This is a genomic window from Pseudomonas vlassakiae, assembly GCF_014269035.2.
GTDB classification, from domain to species: Bacteria; Pseudomonadota; Gammaproteobacteria; order Pseudomonadales; family Pseudomonadaceae; genus Aquipseudomonas; species Aquipseudomonas vlassakiae.
Window position 1 is genome coordinate 24,634 of record NZ_JABWRP020000017.1, and the last position, 15,279, is coordinate 39,912.

The window sequence follows — 15,279 nt, forward strand, 5'->3', positions numbered from 1 at the left end:
ACATGTTCAACGTTAGGCAGCTGATAGCCGCGACCCTGCTCTTGTCCTGCGCGTTCGGTGCCCATGCCGAACGCCTCAAGGACATTGCCAGCATCTCCGGCGTGCGTTCCAACCAGTTGATCGGCTATGGCCTGGTGGTGGGGCTCAACGGCACGGGTGACCAGACCACCCAGACCCCGTTCACCCTGCAGACCTTCAACAACATGCTGTCGCAGTTCGGCATCAAGGTGCCGGCCGGCTCCGGCAACGTGCAGTTGAAGAACGTCGCGGCGGTGTCGGTGCATGCCGACCTGCCGGCGTTCGCCAAGCCGGGCCAGGTGGTGGATATCACCGTTTCGTCGATCGGCAACTCCAAGAGCCTGCGCGGCGGCAGCCTGCTGATGACCCCGCTCAAGGGGATCGACGGCAACGTCTACGCGATCGCGCAAGGTAACCTGGTGGTCGGCGGCTTCGATGCCGAGGGCCGTGACGGTTCGAAGATCACCGTCAACGTTCCGTCGGCCGGCCGTATTCCTGGCGGCGCCTCGGTCGAGCGCGCCGTGCCGAGCGGCTTCAACCAGGGCAACAGCCTGACCCTGAACCTCAACCGCCCGGACTTCACCACGGCCAAGCGCATCGTCGACAAGGTGAACGACCTGCTCGGCCCGGGTGTGGCGCAGGCCGTTGATGGCGGCTCGGTGCGGGTCACCGCGCCGATGGACCCGAGCCAGCGGGTCGACTACCTGTCGATCCTCGAGAACCTCGAGATCGACCCGGGCCAGGCGGTGGCCAAGGTCATCATCAACTCGCGTACCGGTACCATCGTCATCGGCCAGAACGTCAAGGTCTCGCCGGCGGCGGTGACCCACGGCAGCCTGACCGTGACCATCACCGAAGACCCGATCGTCAGCCAGCCGGGGCCGTTCTCCAATGGCCAGACCGCAGTGGTTCCGCGTTCGCGGGTCAATGCCGAGCAGGAAGCCAAGCCGATGTTCAAGTTCGGCCCTGGGACCACGCTGGATGAGATCGTTCGCGCGGTGAACCAGGTCGGCGCGGCACCGGGCGACCTGATGGCCATCCTCGAAGCACTGAAACAGGCCGGCGCCCTGCAGGCCGACCTGATCGTGATCTGAGGACGCCACGGATGAATTCGAAAAGCCTGGTCTCCAGCCACGCCGACAGTGGTGCCTACACCGACCTCAATCGCCTGAGTTCGCTCAAGCACGGTGACCGCGACAGCGACGCCAACGTGCGCAAGGTGGCCCAGGAGTTCGAGTCGCTGTTCATCAGCGAGATGCTCAAGGCCTCTCGCAAGGCCAGTGACGTGCTGGCCGACGACAACCCGATGAACAGCGAGACGGTCAAGCAGTACCGCGACATGTATGACCAGCAGCTGGCCGTGAGCATGTCCCGCGAGGGCGGCGGTATCGGCCTGCAGGATGTGCTGGTGCGCCAGCTGTCGAAGCACAAGAGCACCCCGGTCAACACCAGCCCGTTCCCGCGTATCGAAGGCAGCGCGCCGACGCTGTGGGGCAACAAGGTGGCCGACCCGGTGCAGGCTACCCAAACCACGGCCACGCGCAACGACGTCGCCGCGCTCAACTCGCGGCGCCTGGCGTTGCCGGGCAAGCTCACCGACCGCCTGCTGGCCGGTATCGTGCCCTCGGCCACCAGCCCCGCTGCGACCACCAATAGCGCCGCCGTGCCGGCCCGTGACGGGCAGCAGGTGGCCAAGGCCATCGCCATTCCGGACAACGGCCTGCGCATCACCGGCCGTGCCGTGGCACAGCCGCCGCTGGCGCCGAAGAAGGCCTTTGCCGACAGCGACGAATTCGTCGCCACCATGTTGCCCATGGCCGAGCAGGCCGCCAAGCGCATTGGTGTCGACCCACGTTACCTGGTGGCCCAGGCCGCCCTGGAAACCGGTTGGGGCAAATCGGTCATGCGCAACAGCGATGGCAGCAGCAGCCACAACCTGTTCGGCATCAAGGCCAGCAGTAACTGGCAAGGTGATTCGGCGCGGGCGATCACCAGCGAATTCCGCGACGGCCAGTTCGTCAAGGAGACGGCGGCGTTTCGTTCCTATGACTCGTACCAGGACAGTTTCCACGACCTGGTGAGCCTGTTGCAGAGCAATTCGCGCTATCAAGATGCGGTGAAGTCGGCCGATAACCCAGAACAATTCGTGCGAGAGCTGCAAAAGGCCGGTTACGCCACCGACCCGAACTACGCCAGCAAGATCTCGCAGATCGCAAGACAGATGAAGTCGTACGAGAGCTACGCAATGCTCGGTACCACAACGAAACTTTAAGGGTATGGAACCATGGCGAGTCTGATCAATATTGGTATGTCGGGGCTTGGCGCCGCGCAGTCGGGGATGTACACCCTCGGTAACAACATTGCCAACGCCGATGTCGAGAGCTACTCGCGCCAGCAGAACGTGCAGAAGACCAAGGGCGGCCAGCAGGTCGGCCAGGTGTTCATCGGCACCGGCACCACCCTGGCCGACGTGCGCCGGGTGTACAACGCGTTCCTCGAGAACCAGCTGCGCACCACGACCTCGCTGAGCAGCGACGCCACTTCCTACCTGAACCAGATCACCCCGCTGGACACCGCGCTGTCGAGCAGCGACACCGGTATCACCGCCGCGCTGCAGAGCTTCTTCAGTGCCCTGCAGGACGCCTCGGCCAAGCCGACCGAAGACGCTTCGCGCCAGCTGTTGCTGACCAGCGCCCAGTCCCTGGCCAAGCGTTTCAACACCCTGTCCTCGCAGCTCAACCAGCAGAACAGCAACATCAACAGCAACATGGCCTCGATTGCCGAACAGGTCAATGCGCTGTCCAAGACCATCGCCGACCTGAACGGCCAGATCTCCAAGGTAGGCGCGGTGACCGGCCAGCCCAACGACCTGCTCGACCAGCGCGACGGCGCGGTGCGCAAGCTGTCGGCGCTGATCGGGGCCGACGTGGTCGAGCAGAAGAACGGCAACTACGACATCTACCTGAAGAACGGCCAGGCCCTGGTGCTGGGCAACACCACCCAGACCATCGGCGTCGAGGCAAGCGCCACCGACCCGACCCGCATGAGCCTGATCCTCAACCGCGGCTCGACCAAGATGGACATCACCAACAGCACCTCCGGTGGTGAGCTTGGCGGGCTGATCCGCTACCGCAAGGACACCCTGGACCCAGCGCTCAACGAGCTCGGCCGGGTGGCGCTGGTGGTGGCCGATGCCATCAACAGCCAGCTGGCACAGGGTATCGACAAGAACGGTGAGTTCGGCTCGGCAATGTTCGCCGACATCAACAGTGCCGCCGCCATCGGCCAGCGCAGCATCGCCAAGTCCGGCAACAGCGCAGGTTCCGGCAACCTCGACGTGACCATCAAGGACACGGGCAAGCTGACCACCAGCGACTACCAGGTCACCTTCACCAGCGACAAGCAGTACACCGTGCGCAAGCTGCCAGACGGCACCGACATGGGCAGCTACAGCCTGGACGATGACCCGGCACCGGTCATCGATGGCTTCAGCCTGTCGCTCAATGGCGGTGCCCTGAGCGCCGGCGACAGCTTCAAGATCACCCCGACGCGCAATGCCGCTGCCGGCATCGAAGCCACCCTGACCGATCCCAAGCGCCTGGCCATGGCCGCGCCGCTGACCGGTACCAGTGCCTCGGGCAACAAGGGCACCGGCACCATCACCCAGCCGACCCTGACTTCCAAGCTGGATATCTATGATGCCGCCCAGCGTGCCGACCTGCAGACCGGCATCAAGTATTCGACCCCGGTCAAGCTGGTGTTCGGCGACGATACCGCCTCGCCGCAGGCGTACACCCTGTACGACTCGAAGGGCACGGCCATCGGCAGCGGCACCATCGTACCCGGCCAGGACAACAAGCTGCAGCTGTCGGTGCCCATGGTCGATGCCAGTGGCAACCCGATCATGGACGGCGCCACGCAGAAGACCTTTACCTTCGAGATGGATGTATCCGGCTCGCCGAAGAATGGCGACAGCTTCACCGTGGCCATGACCGCATCCGGTTCTGCAGACAACCGCAACGCCCAATCGGTGCTTGACCTGCAGACCAAGTCCACGGTCGAGGTCGGAGCCGATGGCAAGGGCATCAGCTTCACCGACGCCTACGCCAAGCTGGTTTCCAATGTCGGCGGCAAGGCCGGCCAGGCGCAGATGGACAGCGATGCCACCGGCGCGCTGCACACCTCCGCCCTGGACAGCCGCAATGGGCTGTCGGGGGTGTCGGTCGATGAGGAGGCCGGCAACCTGATCAAGTTCCAGCAGTACTACACCGCGTCGTCGCAGATCATCAAGGCGGCCCAGGAAACCTTCGCCACCCTGATCAACAGTCTTTAAGGAGCCGTAGATCGTGAGCGTACGCATCTCCACTTCGCAGTTCTACTCGACCACCCAATCCAACTATCAGAAGAATTTCGCCAATGTGGCGAAATCGCAGCAGGACGCCAGCGACAATATCCGCGTGCGTTCCGCCAAGGACGACCCGGTTGGCGCGGCGCGCCTGCTGCAGCTCGAGCAGCAGCAGAACCTGCTCGATCAGTACAACGGCAATGTCACCAGCATTCGCAATGCCCTGGGTACTACCGAAAGCACCCTGAATGCCATCGGTACCATCCTGCAGCGGGTCAATGAACTGGCGGTCAGTTCCGGCAACGCCGGCTTCACCGACGCCGACCGCAAGGCCAATGCCGCCGAGCTGGACTCGCTGGAGAAGCAGCTGTTCACCTTGATGAACAGCAGGGACGAGAATGGCAAGTACCTCTTCTCCGGCTCCAAGGGCGACACTCAGCCCTACGTGCGCAACGCTGACGGCACCTACACGTACCAGGGTGACCAGTCGCAGCTCAAGCTGCAGGTTGGCGACATGCTCAGCCTGGCCGCCAACGAGACCGGCTACGATGCCTTCGAGCAGGCCTTGAACACCAGCCGCAGTGAGACCCGCCTGACCGCACCGGCTACCGACGACGGGCGTGTCAGCCTGTCCAATGGCCAGGTATCGGGCAGTGCTACCTACAACGACCGCTTCCGCAGTGGCGAGCCTTACAGCATCGAATTCACCAGCAGCACCGAATTCAAGATCACCGATGCCAGTGGCAACGACGTGACCCTCGAAGCGACCCAGGGCGGCAAGTTCGACCCCAAGGGGGAAAACACCCAGATCTCCTTCCGGGGTGTCGACTTGCGCCTGGAAATCAGCTTCCAGGCAGGTGATTCGGCCGACCCGGACGCGGCCATCGCCGGTCACACTTTCAGCCTGTCTTCCAAGCCGGACCAGATCAGCGGGACGCGCAGCCCGGGCAACAGCTCATCGGCCCAGGTCACCGGGGCCACTGTAGTCGACCAGTCGGCGTACAAGGCCGCCTTCCCTGAAGGTGCGGTGCTCAAGTTCACCAGCGCCACCGATTTCGAGTTGTATGCGGCACCGGTCAGCGCCAACAGCAAGCCGATCTCCACCGGTACCCTCAGTGGCACCACGGCCACGGCCATGGGCGTGCAGTTCGACCTCTCGGGCGCGCCGAACGCGGGTGATTCCTTCGCGGTCAAGGTCGACACCCACCAGACCCAGAACATCCTCGACACCATCGGCCAGTTGCGCGCCGCGCTGAACACGCCTGTCGACGGCGATCCGGCGGCCCGGCAGAACTTCAAGGCGGCGCTGGATTCGGCAATCGGCAACATCGCCAGCGCCAGCAACCAGGTGACAGCGTCGATCGCTTCGATCGGTGGCCGTGGCCAGGCGCTGGACGTGCAGGCGGAAACCAACTCGGCGTTGAGCGCAGAGAACACCAAGACCCAGAGTTCGATCCGCGAAAGCGACCCGGCCGAGGTGATGATCCGCCTGACCATGCAGACCAACATGCTGCAGGCCTCGCTGCAGGCTTATGCCAAGGTCGCCGGCCTGTCGCTGATCAACTACATGTGATCACGCTTCTGGCGTAGTCCACCGTGCGCCGCCACCGTCAGGTGCGGCGCACATTTTTTTTGCAAGGTCGTCACCGTGAACGAAAAGCCGCTCGTCAGTATCGTCATTCCTGCCTTCAATCCCCGGTTCTTCGCCATGGCCCTGCACAGTGCCCTGGGCCAGACCTATGACGCCCTCGAAGTGCTGGTCTGCGACGACAGCGAGGGTGACGAGATCGAGGCGATCGTCAACGCCATAGACGCCGAGCCTCGCCTGCGCTATGTGCGCAACGTCCGGCGCCTGGGGTTCGTCGGCAATCTCGTGCAGGCGGTCGGGCAGGCGCGTGGCGAGCTGGTGAAGGTGCTATGCGACGATGACCGCCTGTTCCCGCAGTGCCTGGCACATCAGGTCCAGGCGCTGCAGGGTCACGAGGAAGTCGGCCTGGTGCTGTCGCAACGGGTGCTGTGCGACGAGAACAATTTCATCCTGCCGATGCGCATTGCCAATGCGCGCTTCGCCAACGTCGACAGCCTGTTCAAGGGCGAAGACATGCTGGCGATGCTCGACGGCCGGCCAGTGAACTTCCTCGGCAACTTCTCGGCTGCGCTGATGCGCCGCGAGCAGGCGCTGCAGTGGCTGCAAGCGCTGACCGGCGATGGCCTGAGCTTTGTCGCGCTGCTTGACCTTGCGCTGTTCGCCTGCCTGATGCGCCGTGGCAACATGATCATGCTCAGCGAGCCCGGCCTGATCGAGCGCCTGCATCCGCAGCGCCTGAGCAAGCAGGATGCGGTGGTGCAAGGGGCGCCGCAGGAATGGCGCTGGATGATGCAGATGCTCGCCGCACGCAGCGGTGAAGCGGCACCGGCCAGCGGCTGGGTGCGCTATGTACCGCTGACCGAGGCGCAGGAGCAGCCGCGCCAGTGGCAGGAATTATGTGTGGCGCGGATCATCAGCAACTGGCAGACCCGCCTGGGCGGCCGGGTCGGTAGTGACTGCGAGAGCTATGCCGAGCTGTACCAGCAATGGCTGGCGGCGCGCCGCTTCAGTGACGTGCAGCGCGGCCTGCTGCCGCAGGCGATCGCCGCCTGGCCGCAGCAGCCGCGCATCGTGCCGCTGGTGCTGGATGTCGCAAGCGATGCCGGGGCGCTGGAGCAGACCCTGCAAAGCCTGGCACGGCAGTTGTACCCGGTGCACGCCTGCGTGGTCCTGAGCGATACCGCGCCCGCCAGCACGCTAGCGCTGGTGCAGCAACCGCTGCAGGCCGACTGGCCGCAGCAGCTCAACCAGCTGCTGGCCTCGCTGCAGGATGCCGACTGGGTCTACCTGCTGCGCGCTGGCGACCGCCTGAGCGAGTCGGCCACGTTGCTGCTGGCCGAGCGCGCGGCCGTGTTCCCGAGCCTGGCCTGTGCCTACAGTGACGAAGGGGCCTGGCTGGATGGCTTGCCGGGTGAGCCGGTCTTCAAGCCGGACTTCAACCTCGATCTGCTGCGCAGCTACCCCTACGTTGGCCGTACCCTGGCCTTTGCCCGCGAGGCGATTCTCGACCTGGGCGGCTTCGATGCCGGCTTCACCGAGCTGGCACCGCATGACCTGCTCTGGCGCCTGGTCGAGACCCGCGGCCCGCAGGTCATCGAACACATTGCCGAAATCCAGGTGCAGTCGAGCTTGAGCTTTGCGCAGTGGTTGTCGCTGCCTGAGGTGATCGCCCAGAGTGAGGCGGTGCTTGCCGCGCACCTGCGGCGCCTGGGTGTGGCGCACCGCATTCAGCACGATGACCTGGCGCTGCTCAATCGCGTCCACTACCTGCACGGCGACACCCCTTTGACCTCGATCATCGTCCCGGTGGGCCGCGACCTGGCCAGCTTGCAGTCGTGCGTCGAAGGCCTGATCGAGCGTACCGCCCAAGGGCGATACGAAGTGCTGATGGTGGCGGGGGCTGCCGCCGAGGGTGACATGGCAGCCTGGCTGCAGGCCATGGACGAGCTGGGTGCCGACATGCTGCGGGTGATCCGCAGCCCTGGCGATTCCCGCATCCAGTTGATCGACGCTGCCGCCGCGCAGGCGCGTGGTGACTACCTGCTGTTGCTCGACCCCAGCGTGCAGGTGCTCGACGGCCATTGGCTGGACGAGATGCTGCAGCACGCTCAGCGCCCGGAAGTGGCGGTGGTCGGTGCCCGGCTGGTCGATGGCCAGGGGCGGGTGGTCGAGGCGGGCTGGGTGCTGGGGGCGTCCAGCGTGGCCGGCCCGGCGTTTACCGGCGAGGATATGCAGTCGCGCGGCTACCTGCAGCGCTTGCAGGTGGTACAGAACTGGAGCGCCGTCGGCGGTGCCTGCCTGATGGTGCGCAAGCGCGTCTTCGACGACCTCGGTGGCTTGGCTGCGCAGCCGCTCGGCCAGGGCATGGCTGAGCTCGACCTGTGCCTGCGTGCTGGTGCCCAGGGCTATCTGGTGGTGGGCACGCCGTATGCCACCCTGCTCAAGCGCGAGGTGCCGGCCGAGTCCGACGGCCTCGACCGGCAAGTGCTGCTGGAACAGCAACAGGTGTTCTGCGAGCGTTGGCTGAGCAAGGTGATCCGTGACCCGGCCTACAACCCGAACCTTGGGCTGGCTGCCGCCGACTTCAGCCTCGAACCGAGCCTGCGCGGCAGCTGGAGCCCGCTGTGCGCCCGTGCCCTGCCGTCGGTGCTGGGCTTGCCGATCAACGACAGCGCCGTTGGCCACTACCGTGTCGAGCAGCCGTTCAAGCAGCTGGAAGCGGCCGGGCGTGTAGTCGGACGGGTAGTCTACGAGTCGCCGACCGTGGTCCAGTTGGCACGCATGGACCCGGATGTGATCATCCTGCAATTGCGGCACAACGATGACTCGGTCCGCGACATCGAGCGCATCGCCCGTTTTTCCAATGCCCGACGCATCTTCGAGATCGACGACTACGTGCTCAGCGCCCCGCAGAAGAACACCCATGCGCGTAACAAGCCGGCCGACATCGAGCAGCACCTGCGCCGCGGCATCAGCCTGTGCGACCGTGTCGTGGTGACCACCCAGGCGCTCGCCAATGCGTTGTCGGACATGCACCACGACATCCGCGTGGTGCCGAACATGCTCGCTCCGCACCTGTGGACCCAGCTGCCGGCCAGCCGCCGGGGCACCTCGAGCAAGCCGCGGGTGGGCTGGGGAGGGGGCACCAGCCACAGTGGCGACCTGGAAATCATCGCCGACGTGGTGCGCGAGCTGGCCGACGAGGTGGAGTGGGTGTTCTTCGGTATGTGCCCGGATGTGCTCAGGCCGTACATCCACGAATACCACCCGGGCGTTCCGCTGGCGCTGTACCCGGCCAAGCTGGCCAGCCTCAACCTCGACCTGGCCCTGGCGCCGCTGGAGTTCCACATCTTCAACGACTGCAAGAGCAACCTGCGCTTGCTGGAATACGGTGCCTGCGGCTATCCGACCATCTGCACCGACACCGAGGCCTACCGTGGCTACCTGCCCTGCACGCGGGTCTATGGCAATGGCACCGAGGAATGGCTGCGGGCGATCCGTTCGCACCTGGCCGACCCGGTGGCCAGCTACCGCATGGGTGACGAGTTGCGCGAGGCGGTGATGCGCGACTTCGTGTTGCGCGACGACAACCTGCGCCACTGGGAGTGGGGCTGGCTGGCCGACTGATAGACGCCAAAGAACTTTCGGGGCCGCCAAGCGGCCCCTTTATTTTTCAGATTGGCGCATTTCCTGCAGTAGCCCTCGATATCGCCATAAATCCTTCGCCCTGGCGTTGCCGGGGGCGCGAAGTACATGAGGAAATCGATGAAGGCAGTCATTCTGGCGGGTGGGCTCGGTACGCGGATCAGCGAAGAGTCGCATCTGAAGCCCAAACCGATGATCGAAATCGGTGGCAAGCCAATTCTTTGGCACATCATGAAGCAGTATTCGGCGCACGGTATCCACGACTTCGTGATCTGCCTGGGCTACAAGGGCTACGCGATCAAGGATTTCTTCGCCAACTACTTCCTGCACACCTCCGACGTCACCTTCGACATGCGTGCCAACCGCATGGATGTCCATCAGAACTACAGCGAGCCATGGCGCGTGACACTGGTCGACACCGGCGAGGAGACCATGACCGGCGGCCGGCTTCGCCGCGCGGCCCGTTACCTGGAAGGTGAAAAGGCGTTCTGCTTCACCTACGGCGACGGGGTTTCCGACATCGACATCAGTGCGCTGGTCGACTTCCATCATGCCCACGGCCGGTTCGCCACGGTCACCGCCGTGCAGCCGCCGGGGCGTTATGGCGCCCTGCAGCGCGACGGTGACCAGGTGCTGGGCTTTACCGAAAAACCACGCGGCGATGGCGGCTGGATCAACGGCGGGTTCTTCGTGCTGTCTCCTGAGGTGCTGCCCTATATCGACGGCGACGCCACCTCTTGGGAAGCCGAGCCGCTGTCGCGGTTGGCCAGCGAGGGGCAGTTGCATGCCTTCGCCCATGAAGGTTTCTGGCATCCGATGGACACCCTGCGCGACAAGAATCACCTCGAACAGCTGTGGAGCAGCGGGGAGGCACCATGGAAGCAGTGGGCCTGAGCCCTGCGTTCTGGGCTGGCAAGCGCGTCCTGGTCACGGGCCACACCGGCTTCAAGGGCAGCTGGCTGGTGCTCTGGCTGCAGAGCCTGGGGGCCAAGGTGACCGGTTTCGCCCTGGATCCGTCGACCGAGCCGAGCCTGTTCGAACTGGCCCGGGTCGGCGAGGGCATCGATGACCGCCGTGGCGACGTACGTGATCTGGGCGTGTTGCTGGAACTGATCGCCGAGGTGCAGCCGGAAATCGTCCTGCACCTGGCGGCCCAGCCGCTGGTCCGGGAGGGCTACCGGGACCCGCTGGGGACCTACTCCACCAATGTCATGGGTACCCTCAACCTGCTGGAGGCGATCCGCCAGGTCGGGGGGGTGCGTGCCTGCGTGGTGGTCACCACCGACAAGGTCTACGCCAACCAGGAATGGGCCTGGCCCTATCGCGAGAACGAAGCGTTGGGCGGGCACGATCCCTATAGCAGCAGCAAGGCCTGCTGCGAGCTGCTGGCCCAGTCCTACGCGGCTTCGTTCTTTCCACTCGATAAGCATGCCGAGCACGGCCTGAGCCTGGCCACCGCCCGCGCCGGCAATGTGCTGGGCGGCGGCGACTTCTCCCCTGAGCGGCTGATCCCCGATGTGCTCAAGGCGTGGTCCGCCGGGGAGCCGGTGACGCTGCGCCTGCCCCAGGCGGTACGCCCCTGGCAGCACGCCCTGGAGCCGCTGGCTGGTTACCTGGCGCTGGCGGCTGGCCTGTATCAGCAAGGCCCGCGCTTTGCCGGCGCGTGGAATTTCGGCCCCGGTGACGACGACATGTGCAGTGTCGGCGAGGTCGTCCAGTTGCTCGCCGGGCAATGGCCGCAGGCGCCGGGGGTGGAACTGCAGAAAAGCGAGATGCACGAAGCCGGGCTGCTGCGCCTGGACAGCTCGCGCGCACGCCAGCTGCTTGGCTGGCGCCCGCGCTGGACACTCGGCGAATGCCTGGAGCAAACCCTGAACTGGCACCTGGCCTGGCGCAAGGGCATGGACATGCGCGCGGTCTGCCTGACCCAGCTGAGCCTTTACCAGGAGTCGCTGTGAGTCAGTACAGCTTGCATGCCTTGCCGCTGTCGGGCCTTGCCCGCATCGAGCACCGCCGCGCTGAAGACGCCCGTGGCGCCTTCTCGCGGTTGTATTGCGAAGACAGCCTGGAGCGCTTCGGCGCGCCGTTCCACATCCGCCAGATCAACCGTTCGCTGACCCGCCAGCGTGGCAGCGTGCGTGGCCTGCACTACCAGGCCGGACCGCAGCCGGAGAGCAAGTACATCACCTGCCTGCGCGGTGAGGTATGGGACGTGGTAGTCGACCTGCGCGCCGGTTCGCCGACGTTCCTGCATTGGCACGCCGAGCATCTGCAGGCCGGCGACGCGAGCAGCCTGCTGGTGCCGGCAGGCTTCGCCCACGGCTTCCAGGCCCTGAGCGACGATGCCGAGCTGCTGTACCTGCACAGCGCCGACTATGCCCCCGAGCATGAGGGCGGGCTGTCGGTGTTCGACCCGCGCCTGGCGATCGCCTGGCCGTTGCCCGTGATCAACCTCTCGGCCCGGGATGAGCTGCATCCTTGGCTGGACGACTGCTTTACCGGAGTGACCGTATGAATTGCCGTGGTTGTGGCAGCGCCTTGCACCTGCCGTTGATCGACCTGGGAACCTCGCCGCCTTCGAACGCCTACCTGCGTCCCGAGCAACTGGCCGAGGCTGAACAGTGGGTGCCGCTGAAGGTGGCGGTGTGCGAACAGTGCTGGCTGGTGCAGACCGAAGACTACACGCGCGCCGAGCAGCTGTTCGACGCCGATTATGCTTATTTCAGCTCCTACTCCAGTTCCTGGCTGGCGCATGCCGAAACCTACGTGGCGGGCATGGTCGAGCGCTTCGCACTGGGCCAGGATAGCCGCGTGGTCGAGATCGCGGCCAATGACGGTTATCTGCTGCAGTACGTGGCGGCACGTGGCATCCCGTGCCTGGGCGTCGAGCCGACCCGCAGCACGGCTGCTGCGGCGCGGGCCAAGGGCCTGGAAATCCGTGAAGTGTTCTTCGGCCGCGAGGTGGCCGCGCAGCTGGCCGCCGAAGGCTGGAGCGCCGACCTGATGGCGGCCAACAACGTGCTCGCCCATGTGCCGGACATCAACGATTTCCTCGGGGGCTTCGCGACCTTGCTCAAGCCAGCCGGGGTCGCCACCTTCGAATTTCCCCACCTGCTGTCGCTGATTGCCGAGCACCAGTTCGACACCCTGTACCACGAGCATTACTCCTACCTGTCCCTGACCGCAGTGCAGGGCCTTTGCCAGCGCAATGGCCTGGAGATTTTCGACGTGCAGGAACTGCCCACTCATGGCGGTTCGCTGCGGGTATTCGTGCAGCGCGCCGACGGCCAGCGCCGGACTGCGGAAGCGGCCGTCGCCAGCCTGCTGGCCCTGGAAGAGGATGTGGGCGTGCGCAGCGCCGGGTTCTATTCGAGCCTGGCGCCGGCCGCCGAGCGCATAAAGCTGCAGCTGTTGCGATTCCTGCTCGATGCCAAGGCCGCGGGCAAACGCGTGGTCGGCTATGGGGCGGCCGCCAAGGGTAATACCTTGCTCAACTACGCCGGTGTCAAGGCTGACCTGCTGGCTTGGGTGGCCGATGCCAACCCGCACAAACAGGGCAAGTTCCTGCCGGGCAGCCGTATACCCGTGGTGGCGCCGGCGCGCCTGGCCGAAGAGCAGCCGGACTATGTGCTGGTGCTGCCGTGGAACCTGCTGCGTGAGGTCAGCGAGCAGCAGGCCGGCATCCGCGAGTGGGGCGGCAAGTTCGTGATCGCCGTGCCTGAGCTGACCGTGCTATGACCGGTCTGCATGTGCTGGTGACAGGCGCCACCGGGTTCGTTGGCCGCCACCTGGTTGCCGAACTGCTGGCCCGTGGCTGCCGGGTGCGCGCCATTGCCCGCGACGTGCAGCGCGCACGCAGCATGCCGTGGTTCGACCAGGTGCAGTTCGTCGCCGGCGACCTGCACCTGGCCGATGCCGAGCAGGTGGGGGGCTGGGTCGAGGGCATCGATGCCCTTGCCCACCTGGCCTGGCCAGGGTTGCCCAACTATCAGGCGCTGTTCCATCTGGAGCAGAACCTGATGGCCGACTACCGCTTCATCAAGTACGCGGTCGAGGCGGGTGTGCGCCAGGTGCTGGTCACCGGCACCTGCTTCGAGTACGGCATGCAGAATGGCCCGCTGGACGAGCAGTGCCCGGCGCGCCCGAGCAATCCCTACGGGCTGGCCAAGCACAGCGTGCATCAGTTCCTCCAGGCCTTGCAGTTGCACATGCCGTTTGCCCTGCAATGGGCGCGGCTGTTCTACCTGCATGGCCAGGGGCAGAACCCCAACAGCCTGCTGGCCGCCCTCGACCGCGCCATCGACAGCGGTGCGACGGCCTTCGACATGTCTGCCGGCGAGCAGCTGCGCGATTTCCAACCCGTCACCGAGGCCGCGCGGCAGCTGGCCGGGCTGCTGCACTGCCGGGCGTTCTCCGGCGTGGTCAACTGTGCCAGCGGCCAGCCGCTGGCGGTGCGCAGCTTGGTCGAGCAGCGCCTGCGCGAGCGCGGCGCCAAGCTGGCGCTCAACCTCGGCCATTACCCCTATCCAAGCCACGAGCCGATGGCATTCTGGGCCGTGACCGAGCGACTCACGCAACTGCTGGCCGCCCAAGGAGAACCTGATGGCCTATGAACTGTATCGTGCGGTCGGCTTGCCCGTGCTGCAGAATCGTACCTACGCCGATGCCGCCAGCGCGCAGGCCTCCGCCAGCGGCGACCTGTGCCTGGTTCAGGACGAGCGTACCGGCCTGGTCTACAACCAGGCCTTCGACGCGTCCCTGCTCAGCTACGACAGCGACTACCAGAACGAACAGGCCCTGTCGCCGGCGTTCCAGCGTCACCTGGACGCGGTGGAGCGCCTGGTGGCCCGGCACTTCGCCGGCCAGCGCCTGATCGAGGTGGGGTGTGGCAAGGGCTACTTTCTCGAACTGCTGCGCCAGCGTGGCCACCAGGTGACCGGCATCGACCCGGCCTACGAGGGCGACAACCCGGACGTGATCAAGGCGCCGTTCACCCGCGCCCTGGGGCTGGCCGCCGATGCGGTGGTGCTGCGTCACGTGCTGGAGCATATCGCCGACCCGCTGGCCTTCCTCGGCGCTATCGCCGACGCCAACCAGGGCGGCCTGATCTACATCGAAGTGCCATGCCTGGACTGGATACTCGAGCACCGTGCCTGGTTCGACCTGTTCTACGAGCACGTCAACTACTTCCGCCTGGACGACCTGCGCCGCTGCTTCGGCAAGGTGCTCGAATCCGGGCACCTGTTCAACGGCCAGTACCTGTACATCGTCGCTGACCTGGCCAGCCTGCGCGAGCCGGCCTTCGATGGCCAGCGCCTGCAACTGCCGTCTGGCTTCAGCGCCAGCCTCGAACGTGGCCAGGCCCTGGTGCGCGAACACGCCGGGCGCGGCGCGGCGATCTGGGGCGCCTCGTCCAAAGGGGTGATCTATTCGCTGTACCTGCAGCGCGCTGGCGTACAGGTCGACCATGTGATCGATATCAACCCGGCCAAGCAAGGCCGCTATCTGCCGCTGAGCGGCCTGCGCGTGTCCTCGCCTGAGGAAGCGCTGGCCAGCCTGCCCGATGGTGCGCAGGTGTTCGTGATGAATTCCAACTACCTGGACGAGATCCGCCGTGACACCGGCAACCGTTTCGTCTACCACGCGGTCGATGACGCCGCGTTCCAATGACCTTTGCAGAGAC

Annotated in this window: 11 protein-coding genes; all 11 read left to right on the forward strand. The window is 65.5% G+C overall.

Features of this window, described 5'->3' with window-relative positions:
• Nucleotides 1-2: 2 nt before the first annotated feature.
• The 11 genes from HU738_RS20250 to HU738_RS20300 all read left to right on the forward strand — a co-directional run bounded on the left by HU738_RS20250 (nucleotide 3) and on the right by HU738_RS20300 (nucleotide 15,266).
• Complete coding sequence (locus HU738_RS20250; protein WP_176508759.1) at nucleotides 3-1,112, forward strand: flagellar basal body P-ring protein FlgI; 1,110 nt, start codon at nucleotides 3-5, stop codon at nucleotides 1,110-1,112.
• Between the two features lie 11 nt (nucleotides 1,113-1,123).
• The gene (gene flgJ, locus HU738_RS20255; protein WP_186603245.1) at nucleotides 1,124-2,290 is read left to right on the forward strand and encodes a flagellar assembly peptidoglycan hydrolase FlgJ; all 1,167 of its coding nucleotides are present in this window, start codon (nucleotides 1,124-1,126) and stop codon (nucleotides 2,288-2,290) included.
• 12 nt (nucleotides 2,291-2,302) lie between these two features.
• A complete protein-coding gene (gene flgK / locus HU738_RS20260; RefSeq protein WP_186603246.1) occupies nucleotides 2,303-4,351 on the forward strand; it encodes a flagellar hook-associated protein FlgK in 2,049 nt (682 codons plus the stop codon).
• Between the two features lie 13 nt (nucleotides 4,352-4,364).
• Nucleotides 4,365-5,936 carry a flagellar hook-associated protein 3 gene (locus HU738_RS20265; protein WP_176508762.1) on the forward strand — a complete coding sequence of 524 codons (1,572 nt, stop codon included), beginning with the start codon at nucleotides 4,365-4,367 and terminating at the stop codon, nucleotides 5,934-5,936.
• Between the two features lie 75 nt (nucleotides 5,937-6,011).
• Nucleotides 6,012-9,578, forward strand: a complete 3,567-nt coding sequence (locus HU738_RS20270) for a glycosyltransferase (RefSeq protein WP_186603247.1) — start codon at nucleotides 6,012-6,014, stop codon at nucleotides 9,576-9,578.
• A gap of 138 nt (nucleotides 9,579-9,716) precedes the next feature.
• A complete protein-coding gene (rfbF, locus tag HU738_RS20275) occupies nucleotides 9,717-10,490 on the forward strand; it encodes a glucose-1-phosphate cytidylyltransferase (RefSeq protein WP_186603248.1) in 774 nt (257 codons plus the stop codon).
• The gene (rfbG, locus tag HU738_RS20280) at nucleotides 10,472-11,554 is read left to right on the forward strand and encodes a CDP-glucose 4,6-dehydratase (RefSeq protein ID WP_186603249.1); all 1,083 of its coding nucleotides are present in this window, start codon (nucleotides 10,472-10,474) and stop codon (nucleotides 11,552-11,554) included. Before rfbF ends, rfbG begins: the two co-directional genes overlap by 19 nt.
• Nucleotides 11,551-12,111 carry a dTDP-4-dehydrorhamnose 3,5-epimerase family protein gene (locus tag HU738_RS20285; protein WP_176508766.1) on the forward strand — a complete coding sequence of 187 codons (561 nt, stop codon included), beginning with the start codon at nucleotides 11,551-11,553 and terminating at the stop codon, nucleotides 12,109-12,111. The genes rfbG and HU738_RS20285 overlap by 4 nt, the downstream gene beginning before the upstream one ends.
• On the forward strand, nucleotides 12,108-13,334 hold the full coding sequence (locus HU738_RS20290) for a class I SAM-dependent methyltransferase (RefSeq protein ID WP_176508767.1): 1,227 nt from the start codon (nucleotides 12,108-12,110) through the stop codon (nucleotides 13,332-13,334). Before HU738_RS20285 ends, HU738_RS20290 begins: the two co-directional genes overlap by 4 nt.
• Entirely contained in the window at nucleotides 13,331-14,209 is an 879-nt protein-coding gene (locus HU738_RS20295; RefSeq protein ID WP_186603250.1) for an NAD-dependent epimerase/dehydratase family protein, read from the forward strand. The genes HU738_RS20290 and HU738_RS20295 overlap by 4 nt, the downstream gene beginning before the upstream one ends.
• On the forward strand, nucleotides 14,199-15,266 hold the full coding sequence (locus HU738_RS20300) for a class I SAM-dependent methyltransferase (protein WP_186603251.1): 1,068 nt from the start codon (nucleotides 14,199-14,201) through the stop codon (nucleotides 15,264-15,266). Before HU738_RS20295 ends, HU738_RS20300 begins: the two co-directional genes overlap by 11 nt.
• Nucleotides 15,267-15,279 lie beyond the last annotated feature (13 nt).